Below are 25,003 nucleotides of genomic sequence, written 5' to 3'. Positions count from 1 at the left end.
ATGAACGATCAACGTTTTGCCCGGATTCAGGCGATGCTGGCACTGCGCCAGCACGACCTGACGGTCTGCATGGAGCAGGTGCATAAACCACACAATGTTTCAGCGGTGATCCGCACGGCCGACGCCGTTGGCATCCACGAAGTGCATGCCGTCTGGCCGAGCCAGCGGATGCGCACGCAGGCTTCCGCGTCTGCCGGCAGCAACAGCTGGGTGAAAGTGGTCACCCATCCCACCATCGGCGATGCCGTAAAACAGCTCAAACAGCAGAAGATGCAGGTTTTAGCGACCCATCTCTCCGCCGATGCGGTGGATTTTCGTGAGATCGATTATACCCTTCCCACCTGCATTCTGATGGGGCAGGAAAAAACCGGCATCACCGAAGAAGCGCTGGCGCTGGCTGATCGTCAGATCGTGATCCCCATGGTGGGTATGGTGCAGTCGCTGAATGTCTCGGTCGCCTGCGCGCTTATCCTCTATGAAGCCCAGCGACAGCGGCAGAACGCCGGTCTTTACCTGCGCGATTACAGCCTGCTGGACGAGGATGAGCAGCAACGCCTGCTGTTCGAAGGCGGATTCCCGGTGCTCGCGCGGGTCGCAAAGCAGAAAGGTCTACCCTATCCGCGCATCAATGCGCAGGGCGAAGTCGACGCCGATCCCAGCTGGTGGGCAACCATGCAGACGACCGGTAAAAGACGATGAAAGGCCGTCTGCTGGATGCCATTCCGCTCAGTACACTGACCGGCGTCGGTGCCAGCCAGGCAGCAAAACTGGCCAAAATTGACCTGCACACCGTTCAGGATCTCCTGCTTCATCTTCCGCTGCGCTACGAAGACCGCACCCAACTCTATGCTATCAATGATCTGCTTCCCGGTATCTGGGCCACAGTAGAAGGCGAAGTGCTGCACACAGATATCACTTTTGGTCGTCGCCGGATGATGGTGTGTCAGATCAGCGATGGCAGTGGCGTGCTGACAATGCGCTTCTTCAATTTTAATGCCGGGATGAAGAACAATCTGTCGCCGGGACGGCGTGTTACCGCTTATGGTGAAATTAAGCGCGGTCAGCGCGGCGCTGAGATTATTCATCCCGAGTACCGCATCCAGGGCGAGCAGAGCAATGTGACGCTGGAAGAGACCTTAACACCGGTTTATCCCACGACCGAAGGCATTCGACAGGCCACGCTGCGTAATCTCACTGACCAGGCACTGACGCTGCTGGAAAGCTGCCCGATTGCCGAGCTGTTGCCGAAAGAGTTAAGCGGCGGCTTAATCAGCCTGCCAGATGCGCTGTGCACACTGCATCGTCCGCCACCCGATCTACGGCTCAGCGAGCTGGAAAGTGGCCGTCATCCGGCACAACGCAGATTAATTCTTGAAGAGCTGCTGGCGCATAATCTCAGCATGCTGGCAGTGCGCGCAGGCGCTCAGCGCTATTACGCGTTACCGATGCCGCCGCGACACAATCTCAGTGACCAGCTGCTGGCCGCGCTGCCTTTCTCGCCGACCAATGCGCAAAAGCGCGTGGTGGCGGAGATAGAGAAAGATCTGGCCAATGATTTCCCGATGATGCGGCTGGTGCAGGGCGACGTCGGCTCGGGTAAGACACTGGTGGCTGCGCTCTCTGCGCTGAACGTTATCGCCCATGGCAAGCAGGTTGCGCTGATGGCACCGACCGAACTGCTGGCTGAACAGCACGCCAGTAACTTCCGCCAGTGGTTTGCGCCGCTGGGGATTGAAGTCGGCTGGCTGGCCGGAAAACAGAAAGGCAAAGCCCGCCAGGCACAGCAGGAGGCGATAGCCAGCGGTCAGGTAGCAATGGTCGTGGGCACACACGCTCTGTTTCAGGAGCAGGTGCAGTTCAATGGTCTGGCGCTGGTCATTATTGATGAGCAGCACCGCTTCGGCGTCCACCAGCGTCTGGCCTTGTGGGAAAAAGGTGAGGAGCAGGGTTTCCATCCGCATCAGCTGATCATGACCGCCACACCGATTCCGCGCACCCTGGCGATGACCGCGTATGCCGATCTCGATACCTCAACCATCGACGAACTGCCGCCGGGACGTACCCCGGTGACCACCGTGGCTATCCCCGATACGCGACGCGAGGAGATTGTGGCGCGGGTTGAGCATGCCTGCCGGGAGGGACGTCAGGCCTACTGGGTATGCACGCTGGTTGAAGAGTCAGAGCTGCTGGAAGCACAGGCGGCAGAAGCCAGCTGGGAATCCCTGAAAACCGCGCTGCCCGACTTAAATATCGGACTGGTGCATGGCCGCATGAAACCCGCTGAAAAACAGGCGGTCATGCAGGCGTTTAAAGCGAATGAACTCCAGCTGCTGGTAGCGACGACCGTCATTGAGGTCGGCGTGGACGTGCCGAATGCCAGCCTGATGATTATCGAAAACCCTGAGCGGTTAGGGCTGGCACAGCTGCATCAGTTGCGAGGCCGTGTGGGTCGTGGTGCCGTGGCATCACACTGCGTACTGCTCTATAAAGCGCCGCTGAGCAAGACGGCGCAGAAGCGTTTACAGGTACTACGCGACAGTAATGACGGCTTTGTTATTGCCCAGTTCGATCTGGAGATTCGCGGACCGGGTGAACTGCTGGGCACACGTCAGACCGGCAACGCCGAATTTAAAGTGGCTGACCTGCTGCGCGATGCAGCGATGGTGCCCGAAGTTCAGCGTGTGGCGCGCCACATCCACCAGCACTATCCCGAGCAGGCCAGCGCCCTGATTGAACGCTGGCTGCCAGAGAACACCCGTTTTACCAACGTCTGAATGAGACCCCTTCAAGTCGGCTTTTATATCCACGCCGGGCAAACGATTGCTTTTGCCCGGCGGATGATTACAATCGCCACATTATTTTTTGGGAAGAACAGAAGATGTCCACCAATCCTCAGCCAGACCAGCCTTCCGCCACGCAAAGCGAACTGATTTATCGTCTTGAAGATCGTCCACCTCTGCCGCAAACGCTGTTTGCCGCTGGTCAGCATCTGCTGGCGATGTTTGTCGCGGTCATCACACCCGCCATTCTGATCTGTCAGGCGCTGGGCCTGCCCGCAGAAGATACCCGGCACGTTATCAGCATGTCGTTGTTTGCTTCAGGTGTGGCATCGCTGCTACAAATCAAAACCTGGGGACCGGTGGGTTCGGGTCTGCTGTCGATTCAGGGCACCAGCTTTAACTTTGTGACGCCTTTGATCATGGGCGGGATGGCGCTGAAAAATGGCGGCGCTGATGTGCCCACCATGATGGCGGCGCTATTTGGCACGCTGATGGTGGCCTCCTGTACCGAAATGGTGCTGTCACGCGTATTGCATCTGGCTCGCCGGATTATCACGCCGCTGGTTTCCGGTATCGTGGTGATGATTATTGGGCTGTCGCTGATTCAGGTAGGAGTGACTTCGATTGGCGGCGGTTTCAGCGCGATGAGTGCCCATACCTTTGGCGCGCCAAAGAATCTGATGCTGGCCGGTGCCGTGCTGCTGGTGATCGTGCTGCTTAACCGGCAGAAAAACCCCTATTTGCGCGTCGCCTCCCTGGTGATTGCGATGGCCGTGGGCTATCTGCTGGCCTGGGCGATGGGCATGCTGCCGGCAGCGGGCATCCCTGCTGATCAGCCGCTGATCGTGGTGCCGACCCCGCTCTATTACGGGCTGGGCTTCGACTGGAACCTGCTCGTTCCGCTGATGCTGGTGTTTATGGTGACCTCCCTGGAGACCATCGGCGATATCACAGCCACCTCGGATGTGTCGGAACAGCCGGTCAGCGGCCCGCTCTATATGAAGCGCCTGAAAGGCGGTGTGCTGGCGAATGGCCTCAACTCCTTTGTCTCCGCGCTGTTTAACACCTTCCCTAACTCCTGCTTCGGTCAGAACAACGGTGTGATTCAGTTGACCGGCGTGGCCAGCCGCTACGTGGGCTTTGTTGTCGCACTGATGCTGATCGTGCTGGGGCTGTTCCCGGCGGTCAGCGGTCTGGTGCAGATGATCCCTGAGCCGGTACTCGGCGGCGCAACCATTGTGATGTTCGGCACCATTGCCGCCTCAGGTGTTCGCATCGTGTCACGCGAGCCGCTTAATCGTCGCGCCATCATGATTATCGCGCTGTCGCTGGCGGTGGGTCTGGGCGTGTCTCAGCAGCCACTGATCCTGCAGTTTGCCCCCGACTGGCTGAAAACGCTGCTCTCTTCCGGCATTGCCGCAGGCGGTATTACCGCAATCGTGCTCAACCTGATTTTTCCGCCAGAGAAGTAAGGCCACAGGCAGGCTTCGGCCTGCCTGCTAATTATTCGGATTTACATCCAGGCTGTTGAGCTGTAACGGTAATTCAGGCATAACAACCTCTCACCGGATTTAACTCGGGAAGGATGCTATGAAATTTATTGGAAAGTTTTTCCTCACCTTACTTTTACTGCTGCTTTTTACCCTGGTCGTGATCTATGTACTGCTGCAGACACAGTGGGGTGCAGGCTGGTTTAGCCGTTGGGTGAGCGACAAAACCGAATGGCATCTCTCCCTGAGTAAAATTGAACACAATTTCTCTTCTCCCTCTCATATCATTCTGGATGACTTCAGCTTTGGTCACGATGGTCAGCCTGCGGTGCTGGTCGCGAAACGGGTTGATCTCGGCCTGGCGCTGATTCAGTTCAGCGATCCGCTGCATTTCAGCAGCCTTGAGCTGCGCGATGGGGAAGTGAATCTGGCTAATCTGGCGCAGGGCAGCACGCTGCCGATTCAGGCCGATCGCCTGCAACTCAATAATATGCGTATCGACAGTCCCAAGAGCGCATTACCGCTGTTTGCTCAGCAGGTTAATGGCGGCATCCTGCCGTGGAAGCCCACGGGGCTGGATATGCTGGGTCGCGATGCCCGCTTCCAGATGAGCGCAGGCAGCATGACGCTGAATAATGTGCCGGGTGAAAACGTCCTGATTCAGGGCAGTGTTTCCCAGGGTCGGATGCGCTTTGACAATATTGGTGCCGACCTGGCGCGTGGCTCCATGACCGGTAACGGTGAGCGCGATGCCCAGGGCAACTGGAAAATTAATCAGCTGCGACTGAACGACATCCGTCTGCAGACTACCAGCAGCCTGAAAGATTTCCTGCATACCCTGCAGGTTGTTCCGTCAATTGCCATTACCCGCCTCGACATGACCGATGCCCGTCTGCAGGGGCCTGACTGGGCGGTGACAGATCTGGATCTGACGCTGAGAAACGTTAACTGGCAGGGAGATGACTGGCAGAGTAACGACGGTTCACTGGCGCTGAATGCCAGCAATTTTATCGACGGTGGATTTGAGCTTAATGACCCTATCCTTAACCTGGATTTCTCACCGCAGGGTGTGGCGCTGACACAATTCAGTTCACGCTGGGCGAACGGGGTGATTCGGGCTGACGGTGACTGGTCGCGCAGCAATAAGCGCCTGACGCTGAAAAATCTGGCCGTTGCCGGACTGGAATACACGCTGCCGCAGGACTGGCGTGACCGCTGGCAGGCGACACTGCCCGCGTGGCTGGAGAGTGTAGAGGTAACGCGTTTCACCTCTAACCGTAACCTGATTATCGATATTAATCCGGCGTTTCCCTTCCAACTGACTTCACTGGATGGCGCTGGCGAAAACCTGCTGCTGGCTCAGCAGCATCAGTGGGGGATCTGGTCGGGTAAGCTCAGCCTGAACGCGGCAGAATCGACCTTTAACCGCACCGATCTGCGTCATCCGTCGATTGCGCTAAGTGCTGACCCGCAGCAGATTCAGGTTACTGAACTGAGTGCGTTCAGTAACAAGGGCCTGCTCGAAGGAACCGCCACCGTAGGTCAGCAGCCAGCGCGTCCTCTGACACTGCAACTGACGGGTCGGGCAGTGTCGGTGAATGTGTTGCAGAACTGGGGATGGCCCGTATTGCCGTTAACCGGTGACAGTAATATGCAGCTGCAACTAAGCGGTGCATTACCCGCAGGCCAGCCACTGCGCCCGACCGTGAATGGCACTCTGTCGGTGACGACGGACAGTCAACAGTTACAGCAGACAATGCAGGCCGGTCAGGTGCGTTAACAGGATCAATAAGGGCCGCGGAGGCGGCCCTTATGATTAGTTGATACGTGCGCCGGAACCGCCCTCTTCCAGCGGCCCGTCAGGATCGGCAGGCAGAACAATATAGACCCCCTCAAACACCGCGCCACACTCATCGTCGCCAAAAAGCTCAACTTCAAGCTGCACACGTGCTTTACGTCCGCGCGCCAGACGGTCGAGATCGCCGCTTAATGAGCCGAGGTCAGCAATCGCGCCAGGCCGGCCACTAATCGGGTGGCTGTAGCGAATGTGCGCATCCGCCAGAATAATGGTGCCGCCCAGATGGCGCTCGCGCAGCAGTAACCAGATCAATCCCCAGCCGGTCAGCGTGGCCAGCGAGAACAGACTGCCAGCAAACAACGTCTGATGTGGATTCTGATTGCCCGCTTCCGGCATGGTGGTGATAAATTTCTGCCCGGTAAACTGCAGAATACGGACACCCATCTTCTCGCTGAGCGGAATATGATCATACCAGGCCTGCTGCAGCTGTCCGCACCAGTCGGCACGATGCAGGATATCATCGAGCGTAACGACAGGCTTGATCATCAGAAAGTGGCGAACTGGCGTCGTCTGGGGCGCGGTAATCTCGCCCTGGTTGACGTAGCCGAGCTTAGCGAAGAATGCGACAGCATCTTCGCGGGCACTACAGGTTACCCGCTTAGCCCCTTCCTGACGCGCTACCGACTCCAGCGTCATCGCCATTAGCGTTCCCAGCCCTTTACCCTGCACCGAAGGATGAACGGCCATGAAGCGGATAGCGGCCTCATTGTCGGCATTAATGTAGAGACGGCCGATAGCGACCGGATTTCCCTGTTCATCAACCACCATCTGATGATGTGCCAGGGCATCCCAGGCGTCACGTTCTGACCCCTGCGGTTGACGCAGAGGTTTACGTAACATCTCCCAGCGGAACTGATAATAGATATCCAGCTCTTCCGCCGTCTGTGGCACGCGAAGGTGATACATGTAATGTTTCTCCCGCTCGGATGTATGGCCTGTTCCCTGCCGCTCAGCTGACGATCTCACACCTGCAACCAGAACGTTACAGGACCATCATTCACCAGCGAGACCTGCATATCTGCAGCAAAACGGCCATTCGCCGTAGTAATCCCCTGCTGGCGACAGCAGTCGCTGAAGTATTCATACAGACGTTCGGCTTCAGCAGGTTCAGCGCCACCCGAAAACGAGGGGCGCATCCCTTTTTGCGTATCTGCGGCCAGCGTAAACTGCGACACCACCAGCACACTTCCGCCCGCCTGGCGGACACTCAGGTTCATCTTGCCCTGCTCATCGCTAAAGATGCGATAGCCCAGTACACGTTCTGCGAGACGTTCCGCTCGCGCGTTGTCATCGCCTTTTTCTACGCCCAGCAGAACCAGTAAACCCGCGCCGATTTCACCGGTCACTTCCTGATCGACGCTGACGCTGGCGCGCTGCACGCGCTGAATCAATGCAATCATGTTTCCTCGCGTTGCTCTTCTTGTTGGTGTTGCTGCTTCAACTGCCGATAGTCAGCTAACGCGACGGTTATTTCAGCGCCCAGCAACACAATACACCAGGTCCAGTAGACCCAGAGAAACAGAATGGGGATCACGGCCAGTACGCCGTAGATCAACTGATATGAAGGGAACATAGTAACATAGAGCGCAAAGCCCTTTTTACCCAGCTCAAACAACGCCCCGGCAACCAGCGCGCCAATCAGCGCATCACGCGGTGGCACCCGTTGAGTGGGAACAATGCTGTAGAGTAACCAGAAGGCGAACCACGACAGCAGAAGCGGGAAAATACGCAGCATCTGATCGACCAGACTGGTTACGCCAGTGGCATTAATCCAGCGCAGGGAAAGCAGATAAGAGCTGATTGCCAGGCTGGCACCGGCCAGCAGCGGACCGAGCGTCAGGATCATCCAGTAGACGGCAAAGGAGTAAACCATCGGTCGCTTTTTGTTGCTGCGCCAGATGGTGTTTAACGCCGTATCGACCGAATGCATCAGCAGTAAGGCGGTCACGATAAGACCGACTGCCCCGACCGCCGTCATCCGGTTTACGTTAGCAACAAACTGTTCAAGATAGCGTTGCAACGTGTTACCTGCAGCAGGCATCAGATTGTTGAAGACAAACTGTTTTAACTGCACGCTGATGTCAGAGAAAACCGGAAACGCCGCAAACAGGGCAAAGACCACTGCAATAAGCGGCACTAACGCCAGTAATGAGACATAAGCCAGATTACCGGCCTGGGTCGTCATGCCATCCTCATCAATGCGTTTCCATAACAGCCTGAGCCACAACCAGAACGCATGCAGCCTGGGGCGAAATTTACGTGACATCATGAGTTACTGTAGACCCGCAAACCAGTTGGGTACCGTTTTACTGTCAGTAACCAGTACACTTTCAATACCCAGGGCACGGGCCGCCTCAATGTTCTCTGGATTATCATCAAAGAACACCGCCTGATCGGCAGTCACACCTTCTGCATCCAGCACATGCTGATAAATCCGCGCTTCCGGTTTGCGCATACCTATCTCCTGTGACAGGTAGATTTTATCCGCTGCCTGCTGCACGTCCGGATACTGCGTTGGCCAGAATTCGCAATGTAGCTTGTTCGTGTTAGAGAGGATTACCACCCGATGACCTTCCAGCCGCAGCCGGTTCATTAGCGCCAGGGTTTCCGGACGCACGTCAACGAAGACCGCCTGCCAGCCAGCCGCAAACTGCTCATAGCTCAGTGCGATCTCCAGCTTTTCGCACAGCGCCAGTGCGAAATCTTCATCACTGATCTCGCCACGTTCGTGTTGCTCAAACGCTTCGTCCATCTGGAAATGGCCTTGTAGCGAAGCCAGCGGTACACGACTAAAGTCACTCCAGACACCCAGCACGCGGTTGAAGTCGATATCAATAATCACATTGCCCAAATCAAAGATATACAGCATGGTGTGTCTCCTTCTGTTCCCTGGAGTATTCACTCTAGCGGCAAAAGTGCAGGCTGAACAGGCACGGGCTGAGAGAAAAGCGTAAACGCCAGAAGGTGAGTAAAGCGCGACATCATTCGCACAAATATTCGCTGGTCCGGCTGAGTAAATCCGAATTTCAGGCAAAAAAAAGCCCCGCATGCGGGGCTTTTTATTCTTTAAAGGCGCAATTATGCGTCTTTAGGACCACGTGAAGCACGTTTACGGTCGTTTTCAGTCAGGTGACGCTTACGGATACGCACTGACAGTGGAGTCACTTCGACCAGTTCGTCATCATCGATGAACTCGATCGCCTGTTCCAGCGTCATTTTCTGCGGTGGTACCAGTGTCGTTGCTTCATCAGTACCTGAAGCACGCATGTTGGTCAGCTTCTTACCAGTCAGACAGTTTACGGTCAGGTCGTTAGAACGGCTGTGAATACCGATGATCTGGCCTTCATAGACTTCTGCACCATGACCCAGGAACAGCTTACCGCGATCCTGCAGACCGAACAGAGCGAACGCTACAGCTTTGCCCTGACCGTTAGAGATCAGAACGCCGTTCTGACGCTGGCCCACTTCGCCTGGACGGATATCGTCGTAGTGGCTGAATGTAGAGTAGAGCAGACCGGTACCGGAAGTCATCGTCATGAATTCGTTACGGAAGCCAATCAGGCCACGGCTAGGAATCACGTAGTCGAGACGTACGCGGCCTTTGCCATCCGGATCCATGTTTTTCAGATCGCCTTTACGCTCACCCATGGCTTGCATAACGGAACCCTGATGCGTCTCTTCGATATCCAGCGTAACGTTCTCGAATGGCTCTTGTTTACGGCCATCGATCTCGCGGAAGATAACTTTCGGACGGGATACCGCCAGTTCGAAACCTTCACGACGCATGTTTTCGATCAGAACTGACAGGTGAAGCTCACCACGACCTGACACGCGGAACGCATCAGAATCTTCGGTTTCTTCAACGCGCAGAGCCACGTTGTGAACCAGTTCTTTGTTCAGACGCTCAAGGATCTGACGTGAAGTCACGTACTTACCTTCTTTACCGCAGAACGGTGAGGTGTTGACGTTAAAGAACATGGTTACGGTTGGCTCATCAACGCTCAGTGCTGGCAGCGCCTGCACATTCTGTGGATCACAGATGGTGTCAGAGATGTTCAGCTCGCCCAGACCGGTGATAGCAATGATATCGCCCGCTTCAGCCAGATCGCTGTCGATACGCTCAAGACCCAGGTGAGTCAGGACTTTACCGACTTTACCGTTACGGGTTTTGCCTTCGCTATCAACGATAGTGACTTGCTGGTTCGGCTTAACTTTACCGCGCTTGATGCGGCCAATGCCGATCACGCCCAGGTAGTTGTTGTAGTCCAGCTGAGAGATCTGCATCTGCAGTGGCGCATCAGCCTCAACCTGCGGAGGCGCAACGTGGTCAACGATTGCCTGATACAGCGGGGTCATATCGTCAGCCATGTCGGTGTGCTCAAGACCCGCGATACCATTCAGCGCAGAGGCGAAAATGATAGGGAAGTCGAGCTGCTCGTCAGTCGCATCCAGGTTAACGAACAGGTCAAATACCTGATCCACAACCCAATCCGGACGCGCACCAGGGCGATCTACTTTGTTGATAACCACAATCGGCTTCAGACCATGCGCGAACGCTTTTTTGGTCACGAAGCGGGTTTGCGGCATAGGGCCATCCATCGCATCTACAACCAGCAGCACCGAGTCCACCATGGACATGACGCGCTCAACTTCACCACCGAAGTCGGCGTGTCCTGGGGTATCAACGATGTTGATACGGTAGTCATTCCACTTAATGGCGGTGTTTTTTGCGAGGATGGTAATCCCACGCTCTTTCTCCAAATCATTGGAGTCCATCACGCGCTCTGTTGCTTCGGTACGGGCATCAAAAGTACCGGATTGTTGCAGCAGTTTGTCAACCAGGGTGGTCTTTCCATGGTCAACGTGCGCGATGATGGCGATGTTACGCAAATTTTCGATCACAGCTTTGCCTCAGGCATTAGAAATAGCGCGTTATTGTACACTGATTAAGCGGAAGACTGAACACCATCACACTTTTCACTGAAAGTTTATTAGATAGGTGCAAATTTGCCCTGTTCCCGGTGCAGAAAATGCACTAAGTTGGTCTTATGCACCAAAATGGTGCTAATAAATCGTCACAAAGCACCACTTTAGTGCATCAGGACCATCCTGGTGCAGGTGCTTTATGACAAAAAGGTGCATCACAAGGCGATTTAAGCAGCATCAGAAAAGTTGGCACAGAATTCGCTTTATCTAAATCAAGCGTAATCGCCAGTCAGATGTCGGTTGAAGAGCGTGCCGGAAGCGGGTAGTCAGGGAGTTGTTTTCCCGCTGCGAATTCCGGAAAAGACGTTTCCTCGCCATGTAGATAATGAAAGACCATTTCCAGGAGAGTTGAGTATGTCCGCTGAACACGTTCTCTCGATGATGAACGAGCATGAAGTTAAGTTTGTTGACCTGCGTTTTACCGATACCAAAGGTAAAGAACAGCACGTTACTATCCCTGCTCACCAGGTTAACGCTGACTTCTTCGAAGAAGGCAAAATGTTCGATGGTTCGTCTATTGGCGGCTGGAAAGGCATTAACGAATCAGACATGGTGCTGATGCCTGACGCTACCACGGCAGTCATGGATCCTTTCTTCGAAGATTCTACGCTCATTATCCGTTGTGACATCCTTGAGCCAGGCACTATGCAGGGCTACGACCGCGATCCACGTTCTATCGCAAAACGCGCTGAAGATTACCTGCGCTCTTCCGGCATCGCGGATACCGTGCTGTTTGGACCAGAACCAGAATTCTTCCTGTTCGATGACATCCGTTTCGGTTCATCGACTTCCGGTTCACATGTGGCTATCGACGATATCGAAGCGGCATGGAACACCGGTAAAGAGTACGAAGGCGGTAACAAAGGTCACCGTCCAGGTCTGAAAGGCGGCTACTTCCCGGTTCCACCAGTCGACTCATCACAGGACATCCGTTCTGCCATGTGTCTGACCATGGAGCAGATGGGCTTGGTTGTTGAAGCGCATCACCACGAAGTGGCGACTGCGGGTCAGAACGAAGTGGCTACCCGCTTCAATACCATGACCAAAAAAGCTGACGAAATTCAGATCTACAAATATGTCGTCCACAACGTTGCTCATGCTTACGGCAAAACCGCGACCTTTATGCCGAAGCCAATGTTTGGCGACAACGGTTCAGGCATGCACTGCCATATGTCACTCTCTAAAGGTGGCCAGAACCTGTTTGCCGGCGATAAGTACGGCGGCCTGTCTGAAATGGCGCTGTTCTACATCGGCGGCATCATCAAGCACGCTAAAGCAATTAACGCACTGGCGAACCCGACCACGAACTCTTACAAGCGTCTGGTTCCGGGTTATGAAGCACCGGTTATGCTGGCTTACTCTGCCCGTAACCGTTCAGCGTCAATCCGTATTCCGGTGGTTGCCAGCCCGAAAGCCCGTCGTATCGAAGCGCGCTTCCCGGACCCAGCGGCTAACCCATACCTGGCGTTCACCGCACTGCTGATGGCTGGCCTGGATGGCATCATCAACAAAATCCATCCTGGTGATGCGATGGACAAGAACCTGTATGACCTGCCACCGGAAGAAGAAGCTGAGATTCCAAAAGTTGCGGGCTCTCTGGAAGAAGCGCTGAATTCACTGAACGATGATCGCGAGTTCCTGACCCGCGGCGGTGTATTCACTGACGAATCGATCGATGCTTACATCGAACTGCGTAAAGCAGAGATGGATCGCGTTCGCATGACGCCACACCCGGTTGAGTTCGAGCTTTACTACAGCGTTTAACTGGTCAAACGATTTTGTTGCCGTGGAAACTTTTAGCCCATCTTCGGATGGGCTTTTTTCTCCGCGAATTTACCGTTCATTCGCCCTCCTTACGGCTTTAAGACTAAAATGCACCTGATTGGTGCAGAGGTACGTTTTATGGCAACTGGCTCTCTGCCCGATGCAGGGCAGATTCTCAATGCTTTAATCAACAGTATTTTGTTGGTGGATAACGATCTGGTTATCCATTACGCCAACCCGGCGGCGCAGCAATTACTGGCGCAAAGCTCACGCAAGCTGTTCGGCACGCCGTTACCGGAATTGACCGGCTACTTTTCGCTGAATATTGAGGTGATGCGCGAGAGTCTTGAGGCTGGCCAGGGATTCACTGACAGTGAGGTTACGCTGGTCGTTGATGGTCGTGCACACATTATGTCGCTGACCGCCCAGCGATTACCCGATGGCTTAATTCTGATGGAAATGGCGCCGATGGATAATCAGCGTCGGCTCAGTCAGGAGCAGTTACAGCACGCTCAGCAGGTGGCCGCTCGCGATCTGGTTCGTGGTCTGGCTCATGAGATTAAAAATCCGCTGGGAGGGTTGCGCGGCGCGGCACAGCTTTTATCCCGCGCCCTGCCCGATCCCTCGCTGAACGAATACACCAAAGTCATTATTGAACAGGCCGACCGGTTGCGGAATCTGGTGGATCGTCTGTTAGGGCCGCAGCAGCCGGGTATGCACATCACGCAGAGCATTCATCAGGTGGCTGAACGCGTAGTTAATCTGGTCTCGATGGAGCTGCCGGAGAATGTCTCGCTGGTACGGGATTATGACCCCAGCCTGCCGGAACTGCCGCACGACCCCGATCAGATTGAACAGGTACTGCTTAACGTGGTGCGCAATGCGCTTCAGGCGCTGGGAGACGATGGCGGCACCATCATTATCCGCACCCGCACCGCTTTCCAGCTCACGCTGCACGGCACGCGTTATCGCCTGGTAGCACGTATTGATATTGAAGATGATGGCCCCGGCATTCCGGCCCAGCTGCAGGATACGCTGTTTTATCCGATGGTCAGCGGACGTGAAGGCGGAACCGGTTTAGGCCTCTCCATCGCCCGTAGCCTGATTGATCAACATTCAGGAAAAATAGAATTTAACAGTTGGCCGGGACACACCGAATTTTCGGTTTACCTGCCTATTCGCCAGTGAGGTTTCTATGCAACGAGGGATAGTCTGGATCGTCGATGACGATAGCTCCATCCGCTGGGTGCTTGAACGCGCGCTCACTGGAGCCGGTTTGAGCTGCGCGACTTTTGACAGCGCAAGCGAGGTGCTGGATGCCCTCTCAACCAAGACCCCGGACGTTTTACTGTCAGACATTCGCATGCCCGGTATGGATGGCCTGGCGCTACTGAAGCAGATTAAACAGCGTCATCCCATGCTTCCGGTCATCATAATGACGGCGCATTCGGATCTGGATGCTGCCGTCAGCGCCTATCAGCAGGGCGCATTTGATTACCTGCCTAAGCCGTTTGATATTGACGAAGCCGTTGCACTGGTAGAGCGAGCGATCAGCCACTATCAGGAACAGCAGCAGCCACGTAATCAGCCGGTCAGCGGACCAACTACCGATATTATTGGTGAAGCGCCTGCGATGCAGGATGTGTTTCGTATCATCGGGCGCTTATCGCGCTCTTCGATAAGCGTGCTGATTAACGGTGAGTCCGGAACCGGTAAAGAGCTGGTGGCCCATGCGCTACATCGCCACAGCCCACGCACCAAAGCGCCCTTTATCGCACTGAACATGGCTGCAATACCCAAAGATTTGATTGAGTCAGAGCTGTTTGGTCACGAGAAAGGGGCCTTTACCGGCGCGAACCAGATCCGTCAGGGCCGTTTTGAGCAGGCGGATGGCGGCACGCTGTTTCTGGATGAGATCGGTGATATGCCGCTGGATGTGCAGACCCGACTGCTGCGCGTGCTGGCCGATGGTCAGTTCTATCGCGTCGGTGGTTATGCACCCGTCAAAGTGGATGTGCGTATTATTGCGGCAACCCACCAGAACCTGGAATTGCGTGTGCAGGAAGGCAAGTTCCGTGAGGACCTGTTCCACCGCCTGAATGTGATTCGTGTGCATCTGCCGCCGCTGCGTGAGCGTCGTGAGGATATCCCACGTCTGGCGCGTTATTTCCTGCAGGTGGCAGCTCGTGAGCTGGGTGTGGAAGCGAAGATTCTGCACCCGGAAACCGAAACAGCCTTAACCCGGCTGCACTGGTCCGGTAACGTACGTCAGCTGGAAAACACCTGTCGCTGGCTGACGGTCATGGCTGCGGGTCAGGAAGTGCTGATTCAGGATCTGCCCAGCGAACTGTTTGAGTCCAGCACCCCGGAAAATCCGGTTCAGTCGCTGCCTGACAGCTGGGCTACGCTGCTGGCACAGTGGGCCGACCGCGCACTGCGTTCCGGTCATCAGAATCTGCTGTCGGAAGCACAACCGGAGATGGAGCGAACGCTGCTCACCACTGCGCTACGTCATACGCAAGGCCACAAACAGGAAGCCGCTCGTTTGCTGGGCTGGGGACGAAACACGCTGACACGCAAGCTGAAAGAGCTTGGCATGGAATAAGCGTTTCGGTGCGGGCTGGCATGTCATGCCAGCCCGTTTCGTCAGATAACGCGGGAGAATTGCTGCTGACGCACTTTCTGACGCAGATAGCGATCAAAGCACATGCAGATATTGCGGATCAGTAACCGGCCAATGCCGGTCACCTCAAGCCCTTTAGCAGTTTGTACCACCAGCCCGTCAGCAATTAACGGTTTCAGCAGCGCCATGTCCTCAGCAAAATAGTCGCTAAAGCGAATGCCCCATCGCGCTTCAGTCGCGGCAAAATCCAGCGAGAAGTTACAAATCAGCGTTTTAATCACGTCACGCCGCAGGCAATCATCGTCGGTTAAGGCGATGCCGCGCCACAGGCCATTTCCCTGCTGTTCCACACATGCATACCAGGTGTTGAGGTCTTTCTGATTCTGCGCATAACTGTCGCCAATCATGCTGATGGCTGAGACGCCAAGCCCCAGTAAGTCACTGTCGCCCTGCGTCGTGTATCCCTGGAAATTGCGATGCAACTGCCCTTCACGCTGCGCGATGGCCAGCTCATCCTGCGGCTTTGCAAAGTGATCCATCCCGATAAACTGGTAGCCCTGCTGAGTCAGCGTCGCAATGGTCTGTTGCAGGATATCCAGCTTTTGCTGCGCGGAAGGCAGTTCATCCTCTTTAATTTTACGCTGAGCCGCGAACATCGCTGGCAGATGCGCATAGTTAAATACACTAAGCCGGTCCGGGCTCAGTGCCAGTACCCGCTCCAGCGTCCAGGCAAAGCTGGCGGGCGTTTGCAGGGGTAAGCCATAGATCAGATCGATGCTGACAGAGCTGAAGCCCTGCTCACGGGCGCGCGCCATCAGGCCGAAAATCACCTCTTCATCCTGCACCCGATTAACCCGTTCCTGCACCGATTTATTAAAATCCTGTACGCCCATGCTCAGACGATTGAATCCCAGCGATCGCAGGTGATCAATCACATCCAGCTCAATTTCCCGCGGATCAACCTCGATCGACATTTCGGCGTCCTCAGCCACGCTGAAGTGCTGCTTCAGTAAACCCACCAGCCGTGAAATCTGCGTATTGTCGAAAAAGGTTGGCGTGCCGCCGCCCCAGTGAAGCTGCGTGACTTTACGCTCGCGAAACAGCGGCGCGCGCTGAATGATTTCCTGCTCAAGCACGTCCAGATAGCGGTCCGCTTTGTGGCGCTGACGCGTCACGATCTTATTGCAGCCGCAGAAGTAGCAGAGACGATGGCAGAAGGGAATATGAACATAGAGCGACAGCGGACGATCAGGATAACGCGCGACGGCACGCTGGAAATCAGTTTCCGCGTACTGCTCGCTGAACTCCAGCGCGGTGGGATAAGAGGTATAACGCGGGCCAGCGTAATTGTACTTTTCAATTAACGCCTGATCCCACTCAATCTGCTGCGATGGCATGCTCACTCCTTCCGGTGACGGCGTCTGAGAGAAGGTCGCGAAGAAGAGGAGATGAAAGGTGAGCGGGTTGAGACCCGACGTAAACGTTGCTTCAGCCGCGACAGGCGTCGTAGTTTAAACAATAACCACAGCAGATAACATGTCGCCAGCAGCGCGAAAATTGATCCAGGCCAAAACATTGTCGTTTACCTGATAAGCGCGACATGCGGAGACCGCATGCCGATCAAATTTGCTTAGTTGCCCTTCAGCAGACGGTACATATCTTCTTCAGCCTGCTCATCTTCAGCATCATCCATCACAATGCCTAACTGCTCCATCAGTTCGTCGATACGGTCCAGCGAGGCATCCAGCCAGCCCTGATCTTCAGCCGACAGGGTTTCGCCATTTTCCAGTCGATCCAGCAGCGCATCAAGACGCTCATCATTTTCCAGCTTTGCCAGCTCTTCTTCTGGCGTCAGGCGTGCTTTTTTCTCAGCTGCAGGTTTTTCCACGCTTTTCTTTGGCTTAACGGCTGCGGTTTTTCCGTCAGCGATCAGGGCCACCGGCTTTTTACTGCCGATGCGCGGATCTTTCACGTTATTAGCCTGACTCCCGCCATTGCTTTCGGACGCCGCTGGATTAGCACGGCTGCCAGAAGCATGTCCACGATGCTTTTTATCACGTTTGCGATCGCGTGCTTCGTTGTTGATATCATCACGCGATTTGCGTTTGGCTTTGGCGGCAGGTTTGCCGTGAACAGCTCGTGCAGGTTGCTTCATAGTATTCGGTCCCGGCTTTTTTTATTCAGTATACAATTGCGGCGAAATCTAGCAGAAACCAGACAAAGAAAAAAGGCGACAGCTCAAGCTGTCGCCTTATTTCATACCTTCATAAGAAGGAATCATGTTTTAAATCCTTTTCGGCTCGTAACATCCCGGTCAATCCCGCGCCTGCTCAGCTCCTGAGCTTTTCCTTATCCCTGTCTGAGCGTATCCCTGACTCATTTCCACTCCATCGCTCTCTACCCTCCTGGTATCCCTGAGCGCATCATCCTGATGGGTGCTGCCGTGCACTGCACAATAATGTAGACCATCTGGTAAAAGCCTCAAGTCAGCGCCACAAATAGTTAGTTCAAAAAAAGAACCATTCTAGATAAGATATTAAATAATAAGATTTTTTATTTTTAGTAATTAAAGTAAAAAGCGAAATAACTCGCAGTGGTAATGGCAAATCTCTTACAAATCTGACTAATCAGACGCGGTTGAGCACTTTCGCGCCATAACGCGTATAATCGGCCGCATTGCCTTAATGCGTTTTCTGGAGTGTCACCTTGTCTGAATTGAATTATCACGTTACCCACTTTGTCATGAGCGCGCCGGATATCCGCCATCTGCCTGCCGATACCGGAATTGAAGTGGCTTTTGCTGGCCGCTCGAACGCGGGAAAATCGAGTGCGCTGAATACGTTAACCAATCAGAAGGGTCTGGCGCGTACCAGTAAAACGCCGGGACGTACGCAGCTGATTAACCTGTTTGAAGTGAAAGAAGGTAAGCGTCTGGTCGACCTGCCCGGTTACGGTTATGCCGAAGTCCCGGAAGAGATGAAGCTGAAGTGGCAGCGTGCGTTAGGTGAATACCTGCAAAAACGTCAGGCGCTGAAAGGCCTGGTGATCCTGATGGATATCCGTCATCCGCTGAAAGATCTCGATCGACAGATGATTAACTGGTCCGTTGAAAGCGGCATTCCGGTGCTGTTGCTCCTCACCAAGGCAGACAAGCTCGCCTCAGGTGCGCGTAAAGCACAGCTTAATGTTGTGCGTGAAGCTGCACTCGAATTTGTGGGTGATGTGCAGGTAGAACTTTTCTCATCGCTTAAGAAAATCGGCGTAGATAAGGTTCGTCAGAAACTGGACAGCTGGTTCACAACGTTTGAACCGGCAGAGGTGGATCAGGACGCGGAAGAGTGAGTGGCAGCCCTGTGCCGCTGAAACCGGCGGTGCAAAAAGCCCAATAAAAAACGCCCCAGTCACAGAATGACTGGGGCGGCTAAATTCAGCCAAATCCGATTACGTGAAGTAAAAGGTCTGAAAGATAGAACATCTTACCTCTGTACCCTACGCGACGAACTTTACCTGATTTTCTGTGCGTGACAAAGGCTTTTTTGTTGCTTACTTACATCAAACAAGGCTTTTTTTACCACGTGCGTCACAAAAACAACGTTGCAATGTAGTTAAATGACGGAAAAAGTGTTTAGCCGATAAGCAGTTAGAAAAACGCTTTATCTCAGTACCAGCATTGACCGCGCTGAGCCCGTTAACTAAACGATTTACTTATGCCTGATGACAGGCCAATTCCATTTTACGGAACCGGCCTCAGACGCTGAATCAGTGGGCTTCATCCCAGTTATTACCCACTCCGACTTCAACCAGTAAAGGCACGTCGAGCTGCACGCTACCTTCCATTAGCGCACGGATTTTCTGGCTGGCCTCTTCAACGGCCTCCGCTTTCACTTCGAATACCAGTTCATCGTGAACCTGCATGATCATTCTGACGGCATTGTCGTTTTGCTGTTCAAGCCATTCATCCACCGCAATCATTGCCCGCTTGATAATATCCGCTGCGGTTCCCTGCATTGGCGCATTGATCGCGGCGCGTTCTGCGGCTTTCCGGCGAATGGCGTTGCTGGATTTAATATCTGGCAGCCACAGCCGACGACCTTCCAGCGTTTCAACATAGCCGTTACTCGCCGCCAGCTGACGGGTGTTCTCCATATAGCGCAGTACGCCCGGATAACGTTCAAAGTAGAGATCCATATACTTTTTCGCTTCGCCCGCACCGATATTCAGCTGACGCGACAGGCCAAAGGCGCTCATACCATAAATCAGACCAAAGTTGATCGCTTTGGCACTGCGACGCTGTTCGCCGCTGACCTTATCCAGCGCCACACCAAACACTTCGGATGCCGTGGCACGGTGAATATCTTCGCCCTGGGCAAACGCGTCCAGCAATCCTTTATCCTGAGAGAGATGCGCCATGATACGCAGTTCAATTTGTGAATAGTCTGCCGCCACAATGCGATGGCCTTTGGCCGCGACAAATGCCTGGCGGATCCGGCGTCCTTCGTCATTACGCACCGGGATGTTTTGCAGATTCGGATCGGCAGAAGATAAGCGTCCGGTAGCGGTAACAGCCTGATGATAAGAGGTATGCACGCGCCCGCTTATCGGATTAATCATCAGCGGTAATTTATCCGTATAAGTCGACTTAAGTTTGGATAAACCGCGATGCTCCAGGATCACTTTTGGAAGTGGATAGTCGAGTGCCAGCTCAGCTAACACCTCTTCGCTGGTTGACGGCGCACCGCCTGGTGTTTTCTTTGTAGGTTTAATGCCCTGTTTTTCAAACAGGATCACCTGAAGCTGTTTGGTGGATGAGAGGTTAAAAGGCTCTCCCGCCAGCTCATGCGCTTTCAACTCAAGCTCAGCCAGTCGGGCAGTCAGCTCTTTGGAGTGTTGCGCCAGGATCGATTGATCGATTAGCACGCCATTGCGTTCTATCCGGGAGATGACGGTCAGTAACGGCATCTCAATCTGTTCGAACACTTTTTTCGGGCCCGCTTCTTTCTCCAGCTCTGGCCACATCTTCAGATGCAACTGCAGAGTCACATCGGCATCTTCGGCAGCATAATGAGCGGCCTGCTCTAACGCGATTTGATTGAACGTCAGCTGATTTTTGCCTTTACCGGCGATCTCCTGGAAGGTGACCGTTTTATGGTTAAGCCAGCGAGCGGCCAGGCTATCCATGTCATGTTTACCCACCACGCTGTTGAGAATATAGGACTCAAGCATGGTGTCGAATTTGATACCGGCCAGTTCAATATCGTAGTTCTTCAGTACGCCACGATCGTATTTCAGGTTCTGGCCCACTTTCCAGGCGTTTTCATCCTCAAGCAGAGGCTTGAGCTGTGCCAGAACGGCTGCACGATCCAGTTGATCAGGCGCATCAAGATAGTCATGAGCAACCGGCAGATAGGCGGCTTTACCGGGCGCTACTGCGAAGCTGATACCCACGATGTTAGCGCTCAGGGTATCCAGCGCGTCGGTCTCCAGATCAAAGGCAAACACTTCGCTGTTTTTCAGCTTCTCCAGCCAGCTATCAAAGTGTTCCTGATCCAGGATTGTGACATAACCTTCGCTCGGCAATACGCTGCTGGTTTCAACGACCACAGCTGGCTCATCAGCCAACGCTTTTTGCGCCTGAGTATTGTTCTTCTTGCCCTGCAGCCATTTACCGTCCTGCAGGTCACTCAGCCAGCGTTTGAACTCATAGCGACTGAACAGGGTCTGCAGTGCCTCGACATCAGGTTCAGTAACGTTGAGCTCTTCACAGGGCAGCGCCAGCTCAACGTCCGTCTTGATGGTCGCCAGCTGATAGGAAAGAAACGCTACATCACGATTCTGCTCAAGTTTGGTCGCCATGGTTTTGGCACCCCGAAAGCCGAGATCGGCCACCTTGTCCAGATTGTCATAGATCGTCTGCATGCTGCCCAGTCCCTGCACCAGAGCCTGCGCGGTTTTTTCACCCACACCCGGCACGCCTGGGATGTTATCTGAGCTGTCGCCCATCATAGCCAGAAAATCGATGATTAAGGCGGGCGGCACACCATATTTTTGCTCAACCTCTTCGGGGCCCAGAATGGTGTTGCTCATGGTATTTATCAGCGTGATAGCTGGGGTGACCAGTTGCGCCATATCTTTGTCGCCGGTGCTAATCAGCACTGAGAGGCCTTTTTTCTCTGCTTCCAGCGCCAGCGTACCGATGACATCATCAGCTTCAACGCCGCTCACCGCCAGTAACGGCAGCCCCATCGCCCGTACCATCTCATGCAACGGCTCGATTTGCGCACGTAAGTCATCAGGCATCGGTGGACGATGAGACTTGTAGTGTTCAAACAGCTCGTCCCGGAACGTTTTGCCTTTGGCATCAAACACCACAGCAACATGACTCGGATTGTATTGCGCCAGCAGGCTTTTCAGCATGTTGAGCACACCGTACATGGCACCAGTGGGTTCACCTGCACTATTGGTCAGCGGCGGAAACGCGTGATACGCGCGATAAAGATAGGATGAGCCATCAACCAGAATGAGGGGATTTTCTGCTATTTGCGCCATAAGTCTGTGTTGTCTTCGTTGCTATGGGTTGGTCTATAAGGATGCCACAACCTGGCAGAAAGGGTGAACTAAGGCGTAGGATATGTCGCGTTTTTGACGGTTCTGGAGATAAGATCGCAACGATCATTCTGTGGATAACTTTGTGCGTAAAAATTATAACGCGCTGTTTTTCAGGATCTTAAATGATTAAACCTCAAATAAAAACCATCTATTTCATAGACTTATTTAATTTCCGTGACCCGATCGGCAATTTTAATTACGTGATCCCTTGTGTGGATATTAAATTTATGCTCTGGAGATGGACAAAATTTATGTCTCTGTTCAATAGCATAAAAAAACGCCAGCTGAGCTGGCGTTGAATGAGATGACAAAGCCTGTTACTTCTGGCTTACAAGGAATTTAACCACGTTCGCGTAGTCAGCAACGAAATTGTCCATAGAGCTGGTATCAAGGCCGCCGTTGTTCACCATATATTTGCCATTAACGAACATCGCTGGTACACCGCGCAGATCAACATCCGCAGCCGCTTTCTGCTGTTGTGCAACCAGCGCTTTTACGGCGAAGCTGTTCCATGCAGCATCATAGTCAGCAGCGGAGATACCGGCCGCTTTGACAAACGTCTCTTTCAGACTGGCAGGATCGGTGATGGTCTGTGTTTTCTGGATGCCATCAAAGATCGGTACTGTCACCTTATCTTCAACGCCCAGCGCCATCGCCACAGCCCAGGCCTGGGTCACAACCGGTCCCAGATCGCCACCAAGGAAATCGACGTGGTATTTCACCAGTTTAGTGTCAGCAGGCAGATTCTTTTTCACCGCGTCATTGACGTGATAAATACGTTCAAACTGATAGCAGTGCGGGCAGAAGAAGGAGAAGAACTCCATCACCTGAGGTTCGCCGGCCACGGGTTTCGGCAGACTGACATATTGTTTACCTTCAGTGAACTGGGCAGCGGACGCGCTGAATGCCAGCACTAAACCCATCAGAGCAAACCAAATTTTTTTCATCGTGAAAAATTCTCCTGACTACGTCATTAATATTGCGGTGTCAGCTGCAGAGGAGGTTCCTGCAACAGCTTCTCCTGCTCGGTAAAGAGTGAAATTTGCCTGCGCCAGAAATCTTCATCTGTCATCCAGGGGAAAGCGCGAGGAAAAGCGGGATCCTGCCAGCGTCGGACAACCCAGGCCAGATAATAAACCATGCGCATAGCGCGTAAAGGCTCAATCAGTGACAATTCATTAATATCAAAATCACTGAATTCACTGTAAGCCTCCAGCAGAATATCCCACTGAATACGTTGTTCCTGTCGATCGCCGCTAATCAGCATCCACAGATCCTGTACTGCCGGGCCATTACGGGCATCATCCAGATCGACAAACAGCGGTCCGTCACGCCACAGAATATTACCCGGATGGCAGTCGCCATGTAATCGTAGCGGCTGCCACGTAGTGTGCCACCGTTGCTGCAGCGTATTGCCCAGCTTATCAAGCGCCTGCAGCAGTGCGGCCTTAAGTGATGCAGGCACTAAGAGTGATTGTTCCAGAACCTGACGGGGTTCATGCAGATATTCATCCAGGCCTATGGTCGGTCGATTGCTGAATAATGTTTTGCGCCCGGTCTGATGAATGCGCCCCAGGAAGCGGCCTACCCATTCCATCTGGTCTTCATTGTCTGTCTCATATTGTCGTCCGCCCAGGCTGGGAAAGACGGCAAAGAAGAAGCCAGCGTGGCTGTGCAGTGTTTCACCCTTTAACCGCAGTGGTGCTGCGATGGGTACCTCGTCAGCCAGCAGATCGAGTGCATACTGATGCTCTTCAGCAATCTGTTCGGCACGCCAGCGCTGTGGACGATAAAACTTCGCTACATAGCGTCGTTTTTCATCATCGCTGAACTGATAAACCCGGTTCTCATAGCTGTTCAGGGCTGTCAGACCCGACTCGACGCGAATTCCTGTCTCCCAAAGCGCATCAAGCAGCACATCGGGATTCAAGGTCTGGAAGTTAAAAGCAGCGTCGCTCATCATGTTACCTGTAGTCACCCTTACATTTAACTGCCAAGGATAACACTACTCGTCCTGTTTAATGACACCCCGTGCGCGGAGCAGTGCTGTTTTGAAATCAACTTCATAGTCTTTTTTAAGGCCGGGAATTTCATCATCGCTGGCAGAGTCACGCATTTTAAGATGGTAAATTAATACATCGTCGGTTAATTCACTTAACGGGCCACGGAATCCAGATTCCTGAGCCAGTTTCTGCAAAAATGTGACCAGATTAAGGTCAGGTTCTTTTTGCCAGGCGGGTTGCAGCAACGCGATCAGCTCGTTTAAACGATGGCATTTCATTCAGGATTCTCCCGTATTCACAGTGCGTCATTAGCGAGGACACTCTCATGACAATATTAACCGGCGTCATTCTGGCCGGTGGTCAGGGCCGCCGCATGGGTGGTCAGGACAAAGGATTAGTGCACCTGAATGGCAGGCCACTTTATCAGCATGTGCTTGAACGGCTCAGGCCACAAGTGGACATTGTCATGATTAATGCCAATCGCAATATTGATCGCTATCAGTTAAGCGGGTGTCGGGTTGTTCAGGATGTTTTTGATGATTATCCGGGTCCACTGGCCGGTATCTACAGTGCGTTGATCGCCATTGACGGTGAATGGGCCGCTTTTTGCTCCTGTGATACACCTGCAGTGCCGCTTAACGTCGTGGAAAAACTGGTTGAGCAACGTGGAGACGCGCCAGCCGTCTGGGTTCGCTCACAGTCGCGCGATCACCCCACACTGGCTCTGATTCATCGTGATATGGCTGCACCTCTTTATGCCTATCTGCAGGCTGGTGAACGACGTCTTATGCACTTCCTGCGCGATCACGGTGGTCATGCAGTACTGCTGGCTGACGATGAGTCTGCTTTTCGCAATATTAATACGCCTGACGATCTCAATGAGAGAGGTTGAT

At 53.7% G+C, this 25,003-nt stretch carries 21 protein-coding genes; 9 read left to right on the top strand and 12 right to left on the bottom strand.

The genetic code is table 11. From position 1 onward, the window contains the following. The 4 genes from trmH to KTJ90_RS00470 all read left to right on the top strand — a co-directional run bounded on the left by trmH (position 1) and on the right by KTJ90_RS00470 (position 6,050). Positions 1–699: a tRNA (guanosine(18)-2'-O)-methyltransferase TrmH gene (trmH, locus tag KTJ90_RS00485; RefSeq protein ID WP_140916510.1), complete on the top strand. Its 699-nt coding sequence runs from the start codon at positions 1–3 to the stop codon at positions 697–699. Beyond that, positions 696–2,774, top strand: a complete 2,079-nt coding sequence (gene recG / locus KTJ90_RS00480) for an ATP-dependent DNA helicase RecG (RefSeq protein ID WP_499025777.1) — start codon at positions 696–698, stop codon at positions 2,772–2,774. Before trmH ends, recG begins: the two co-directional genes overlap by 4 nt. 104 nt (positions 2,775–2,878) lie before the next feature. After that, positions 2,879–4,252, top strand: coding sequence for a nucleobase:cation symporter-2 family protein (locus tag KTJ90_RS00475; RefSeq protein ID WP_499025775.1), 1,374 nt, complete (start codon positions 2,879–2,881; stop codon positions 4,250–4,252). Between the two features lie 118 nt (positions 4,253–4,370). After that, a complete protein-coding gene (locus KTJ90_RS00470) occupies positions 4,371–6,050 on the top strand; it encodes an AsmA family protein (RefSeq protein ID WP_499025773.1) in 1,680 nt (559 codons plus the stop codon). 36 nt (positions 6,051–6,086) lie between these two features. Here the strand turns inward: KTJ90_RS00470 and fabY are convergent, their stop codons facing one another. The 5 genes from fabY to typA form a co-directional block, all read right to left on the bottom strand. Next, positions 6,087–7,034 (bottom strand): fatty acid biosynthesis protein FabY, encoded by a 948-nt coding sequence (fabY, locus tag KTJ90_RS00465; protein ID WP_003851352.1) that lies wholly within the window; start codon positions 7,032–7,034, stop codon positions 6,087–6,089. A 56-nt stretch (positions 7,035–7,090) separates the two neighbouring features. Beyond that, positions 7,091–7,528 carry a D-aminoacyl-tRNA deacylase gene (dtd, locus tag KTJ90_RS00460; protein ID WP_003851353.1) on the bottom strand — a complete coding sequence of 146 codons (438 nt, stop codon included), beginning with the start codon at positions 7,526–7,528 and terminating at the stop codon, positions 7,091–7,093. Further along, positions 7,525–8,397, bottom strand: coding sequence for a virulence factor BrkB family protein (locus KTJ90_RS00455; protein WP_003851355.1), 873 nt, complete (start codon positions 8,395–8,397; stop codon positions 7,525–7,527). Before KTJ90_RS00455 ends, dtd begins: the two co-directional genes overlap by 4 nt. A gap of 3 nt (positions 8,398–8,400) precedes the next feature. Next, a complete protein-coding gene (yihX, locus tag KTJ90_RS00450) occupies positions 8,401–8,997 on the bottom strand; it encodes a glucose-1-phosphatase (RefSeq protein WP_003851357.1) in 597 nt (198 codons plus the stop codon). A gap of 209 nt (positions 8,998–9,206) precedes the next feature. Then, positions 9,207–11,030 carry a ribosome-dependent GTPase TypA gene (gene typA, locus KTJ90_RS00445; protein WP_003850742.1) on the bottom strand — a complete coding sequence of 608 codons (1,824 nt, stop codon included), beginning with the start codon at positions 11,028–11,030 and terminating at the stop codon, positions 9,207–9,209. A gap of 438 nt (positions 11,031–11,468) precedes the next feature. Between typA and glnA the strand changes: the two genes are divergently transcribed. The 3 genes from glnA to glnG all read left to right on the top strand — a co-directional run bounded on the left by glnA (position 11,469) and on the right by glnG (position 15,483). Next, positions 11,469–12,878: a type I glutamate--ammonia ligase gene (gene glnA, locus KTJ90_RS00440; protein WP_499025770.1), complete on the top strand. Its 1,410-nt coding sequence runs from the start codon at positions 11,469–11,471 to the stop codon at positions 12,876–12,878. Between the two features lie 138 nt (positions 12,879–13,016). Beyond that, positions 13,017–14,066, top strand: a complete 1,050-nt coding sequence (gene glnL / locus KTJ90_RS00435; protein ID WP_008926971.1) for a nitrogen regulation protein NR(II) — start codon at positions 13,017–13,019, stop codon at positions 14,064–14,066. Positions 14,067–14,073: 7 nt separating this feature from the next. Then, on the top strand, positions 14,074–15,483 hold the full coding sequence (gene glnG / locus KTJ90_RS00430) for a nitrogen regulation protein NR(I) (RefSeq protein ID WP_008926972.1): 1,410 nt from the start codon (positions 14,074–14,076) through the stop codon (positions 15,481–15,483). A 41-nt stretch (positions 15,484–15,524) separates the two neighbouring features. Here the strand turns inward: glnG and hemN are convergent, their stop codons facing one another. Together hemN and yihI are read right to left on the bottom strand one after the other, a co-directional pair. Further along, on the bottom strand, positions 15,525–16,898 hold the full coding sequence (gene hemN, locus KTJ90_RS00425; protein WP_499025768.1) for an oxygen-independent coproporphyrinogen III oxidase: 1,374 nt from the start codon (positions 16,896–16,898) through the stop codon (positions 15,525–15,527). A 233-nt stretch (positions 16,899–17,131) separates the two neighbouring features. Continuing rightward, entirely contained in the window at positions 17,132–17,656 is a 525-nt protein-coding gene (yihI, locus tag KTJ90_RS00420) for a Der GTPase-activating protein YihI (protein WP_039660549.1), read from the bottom strand. 551 nt (positions 17,657–18,207) lie between these two features. On the opposite strand from yihI, the gene yihA reads away from it, so the two are divergent. Beyond that, a complete protein-coding gene (yihA, locus tag KTJ90_RS00415) occupies positions 18,208–18,843 on the top strand; it encodes a ribosome biogenesis GTP-binding protein YihA/YsxC (protein WP_039660548.1) in 636 nt (211 codons plus the stop codon). 85 nt (positions 18,844–18,928) lie between these two features. Here yihA and spfP read toward each other — a convergent pair whose 3' ends face one another. From spfP to KTJ90_RS00390, 5 genes are all read right to left on the bottom strand, one after another. Continuing rightward, the gene (gene spfP / locus KTJ90_RS00410) at positions 18,929–18,976 is read right to left on the bottom strand and encodes a small protein SpfP (protein WP_071892919.1); all 48 of its coding nucleotides are present in this window, start codon (positions 18,974–18,976) and stop codon (positions 18,929–18,931) included. A gap of 284 nt (positions 18,977–19,260) precedes the next feature. Continuing rightward, positions 19,261–22,047: a DNA polymerase I gene (gene polA, locus KTJ90_RS00405; RefSeq protein ID WP_499025765.1), complete on the bottom strand. Its 2,787-nt coding sequence runs from the start codon at positions 22,045–22,047 to the stop codon at positions 19,261–19,263. A 377-nt stretch (positions 22,048–22,424) separates the two neighbouring features. After that, positions 22,425–23,054, bottom strand: a complete 630-nt coding sequence (gene dsbA / locus KTJ90_RS00400; RefSeq protein ID WP_003850731.1) for a thiol:disulfide interchange protein DsbA — start codon at positions 23,052–23,054, stop codon at positions 22,425–22,427. A 26-nt stretch (positions 23,055–23,080) separates the two neighbouring features. Further along, positions 23,081–24,067, bottom strand: a complete 987-nt coding sequence (locus KTJ90_RS00395) for a stress response kinase A (RefSeq protein WP_499026424.1) — start codon at positions 24,065–24,067, stop codon at positions 23,081–23,083. 45 nt (positions 24,068–24,112) lie between these two features. Continuing rightward, positions 24,113–24,388: a YihD family protein gene (locus KTJ90_RS00390; RefSeq protein WP_003850728.1), complete on the bottom strand. Its 276-nt coding sequence runs from the start codon at positions 24,386–24,388 to the stop codon at positions 24,113–24,115. Positions 24,389–24,435: 47 nt separating this feature from the next. Between KTJ90_RS00390 and mobA the strand changes: the two genes are divergently transcribed. Beyond that, positions 24,436–25,002, top strand: a complete 567-nt coding sequence (mobA, locus tag KTJ90_RS00385; RefSeq protein WP_375151067.1) for a molybdenum cofactor guanylyltransferase MobA — start codon at positions 24,436–24,438, stop codon at positions 25,000–25,002. The last annotated feature ends 1 nt before the right edge of the window (position 25,003 follow it).

This window comes from Pantoea jilinensis (genome assembly GCF_019104105.1).
In the GTDB taxonomy this organism is placed as follows: Bacteria; Pseudomonadota; Gammaproteobacteria; order Enterobacterales; family Enterobacteriaceae; genus Pantoea; species Pantoea eucalypti.
The sequence above is the reverse complement of the archived record's forward strand: the minus strand, read 5'-3'. Positions and strand labels throughout refer to the sequence as shown.

Coding starts and splice junctions, on each gene's coding strand:
- trmH (WP_140916510.1), top strand. CDS start 1: ATGAACGATCAACGTTTTGCCCGGATTCAGGCGATGCTGGCACTGCGC.
- recG (WP_499025777.1), top strand. CDS start 696: ATGAAAGGCCGTCTGCTGGATGCCATTCCGCTCAGTACACTGACCGGC.
- KTJ90_RS00475 (WP_499025775.1), top strand. CDS start 2,879: ATGTCCACCAATCCTCAGCCAGACCAGCCTTCCGCCACGCAAAGCGAA.
- KTJ90_RS00470 (WP_499025773.1), top strand. CDS start 4,371: ATGAAATTTATTGGAAAGTTTTTCCTCACCTTACTTTTACTGCTGCTT.
- fabY (WP_003851352.1), bottom strand. CDS start 7,034: ATGTATCACCTTCGCGTGCCACAGACGGCGGAAGAGCTGGATATCTAT.
- dtd (WP_003851353.1), bottom strand. CDS start 7,528: ATGATTGCATTGATTCAGCGCGTGCAGCGCGCCAGCGTCAGCGTCGAT.
- KTJ90_RS00455 (WP_003851355.1), bottom strand. CDS start 8,397: ATGATGTCACGTAAATTTCGCCCCAGGCTGCATGCGTTCTGGTTGTGG.
- yihX (WP_003851357.1), bottom strand. CDS start 8,997: ATGCTGTATATCTTTGATTTGGGCAATGTGATTATTGATATCGACTTC.
- glnA (WP_499025770.1), top strand. CDS start 11,469: ATGTCCGCTGAACACGTTCTCTCGATGATGAACGAGCATGAAGTTAAG.
- glnL (WP_008926971.1), top strand. CDS start 13,017: ATGGCAACTGGCTCTCTGCCCGATGCAGGGCAGATTCTCAATGCTTTA.
- glnG (WP_008926972.1), top strand. CDS start 14,074: ATGCAACGAGGGATAGTCTGGATCGTCGATGACGATAGCTCCATCCGC.
- hemN (WP_499025768.1), bottom strand. CDS start 16,898: ATGCCATCGCAGCAGATTGAGTGGGATCAGGCGTTAATTGAAAAGTAC.
- yihI (WP_039660549.1), bottom strand. CDS start 17,656: ATGAAGCAACCTGCACGAGCTGTTCACGGCAAACCTGCCGCCAAAGCC.
- polA (WP_499025765.1), bottom strand. CDS start 22,047: ATGGCGCAAATAGCAGAAAATCCCCTCATTCTGGTTGATGGCTCATCC.
- dsbA (WP_003850731.1), bottom strand. CDS start 23,054: ATGAAAAAAATTTGGTTTGCTCTGATGGGTTTAGTGCTGGCATTCAGC.
- KTJ90_RS00395 (WP_499026424.1), bottom strand. CDS start 24,067: ATGAGCGACGCTGCTTTTAACTTCCAGACCTTGAATCCCGATGTGCTG.
- KTJ90_RS00390 (WP_003850728.1), bottom strand. CDS start 24,388: ATGAAATGCCATCGTTTAAACGAGCTGATCGCGTTGCTGCAACCCGCC.
- mobA (WP_375151067.1), top strand. CDS start 24,436: ATGACAATATTAACCGGCGTCATTCTGGCCGGTGGTCAGGGCCGCCGC.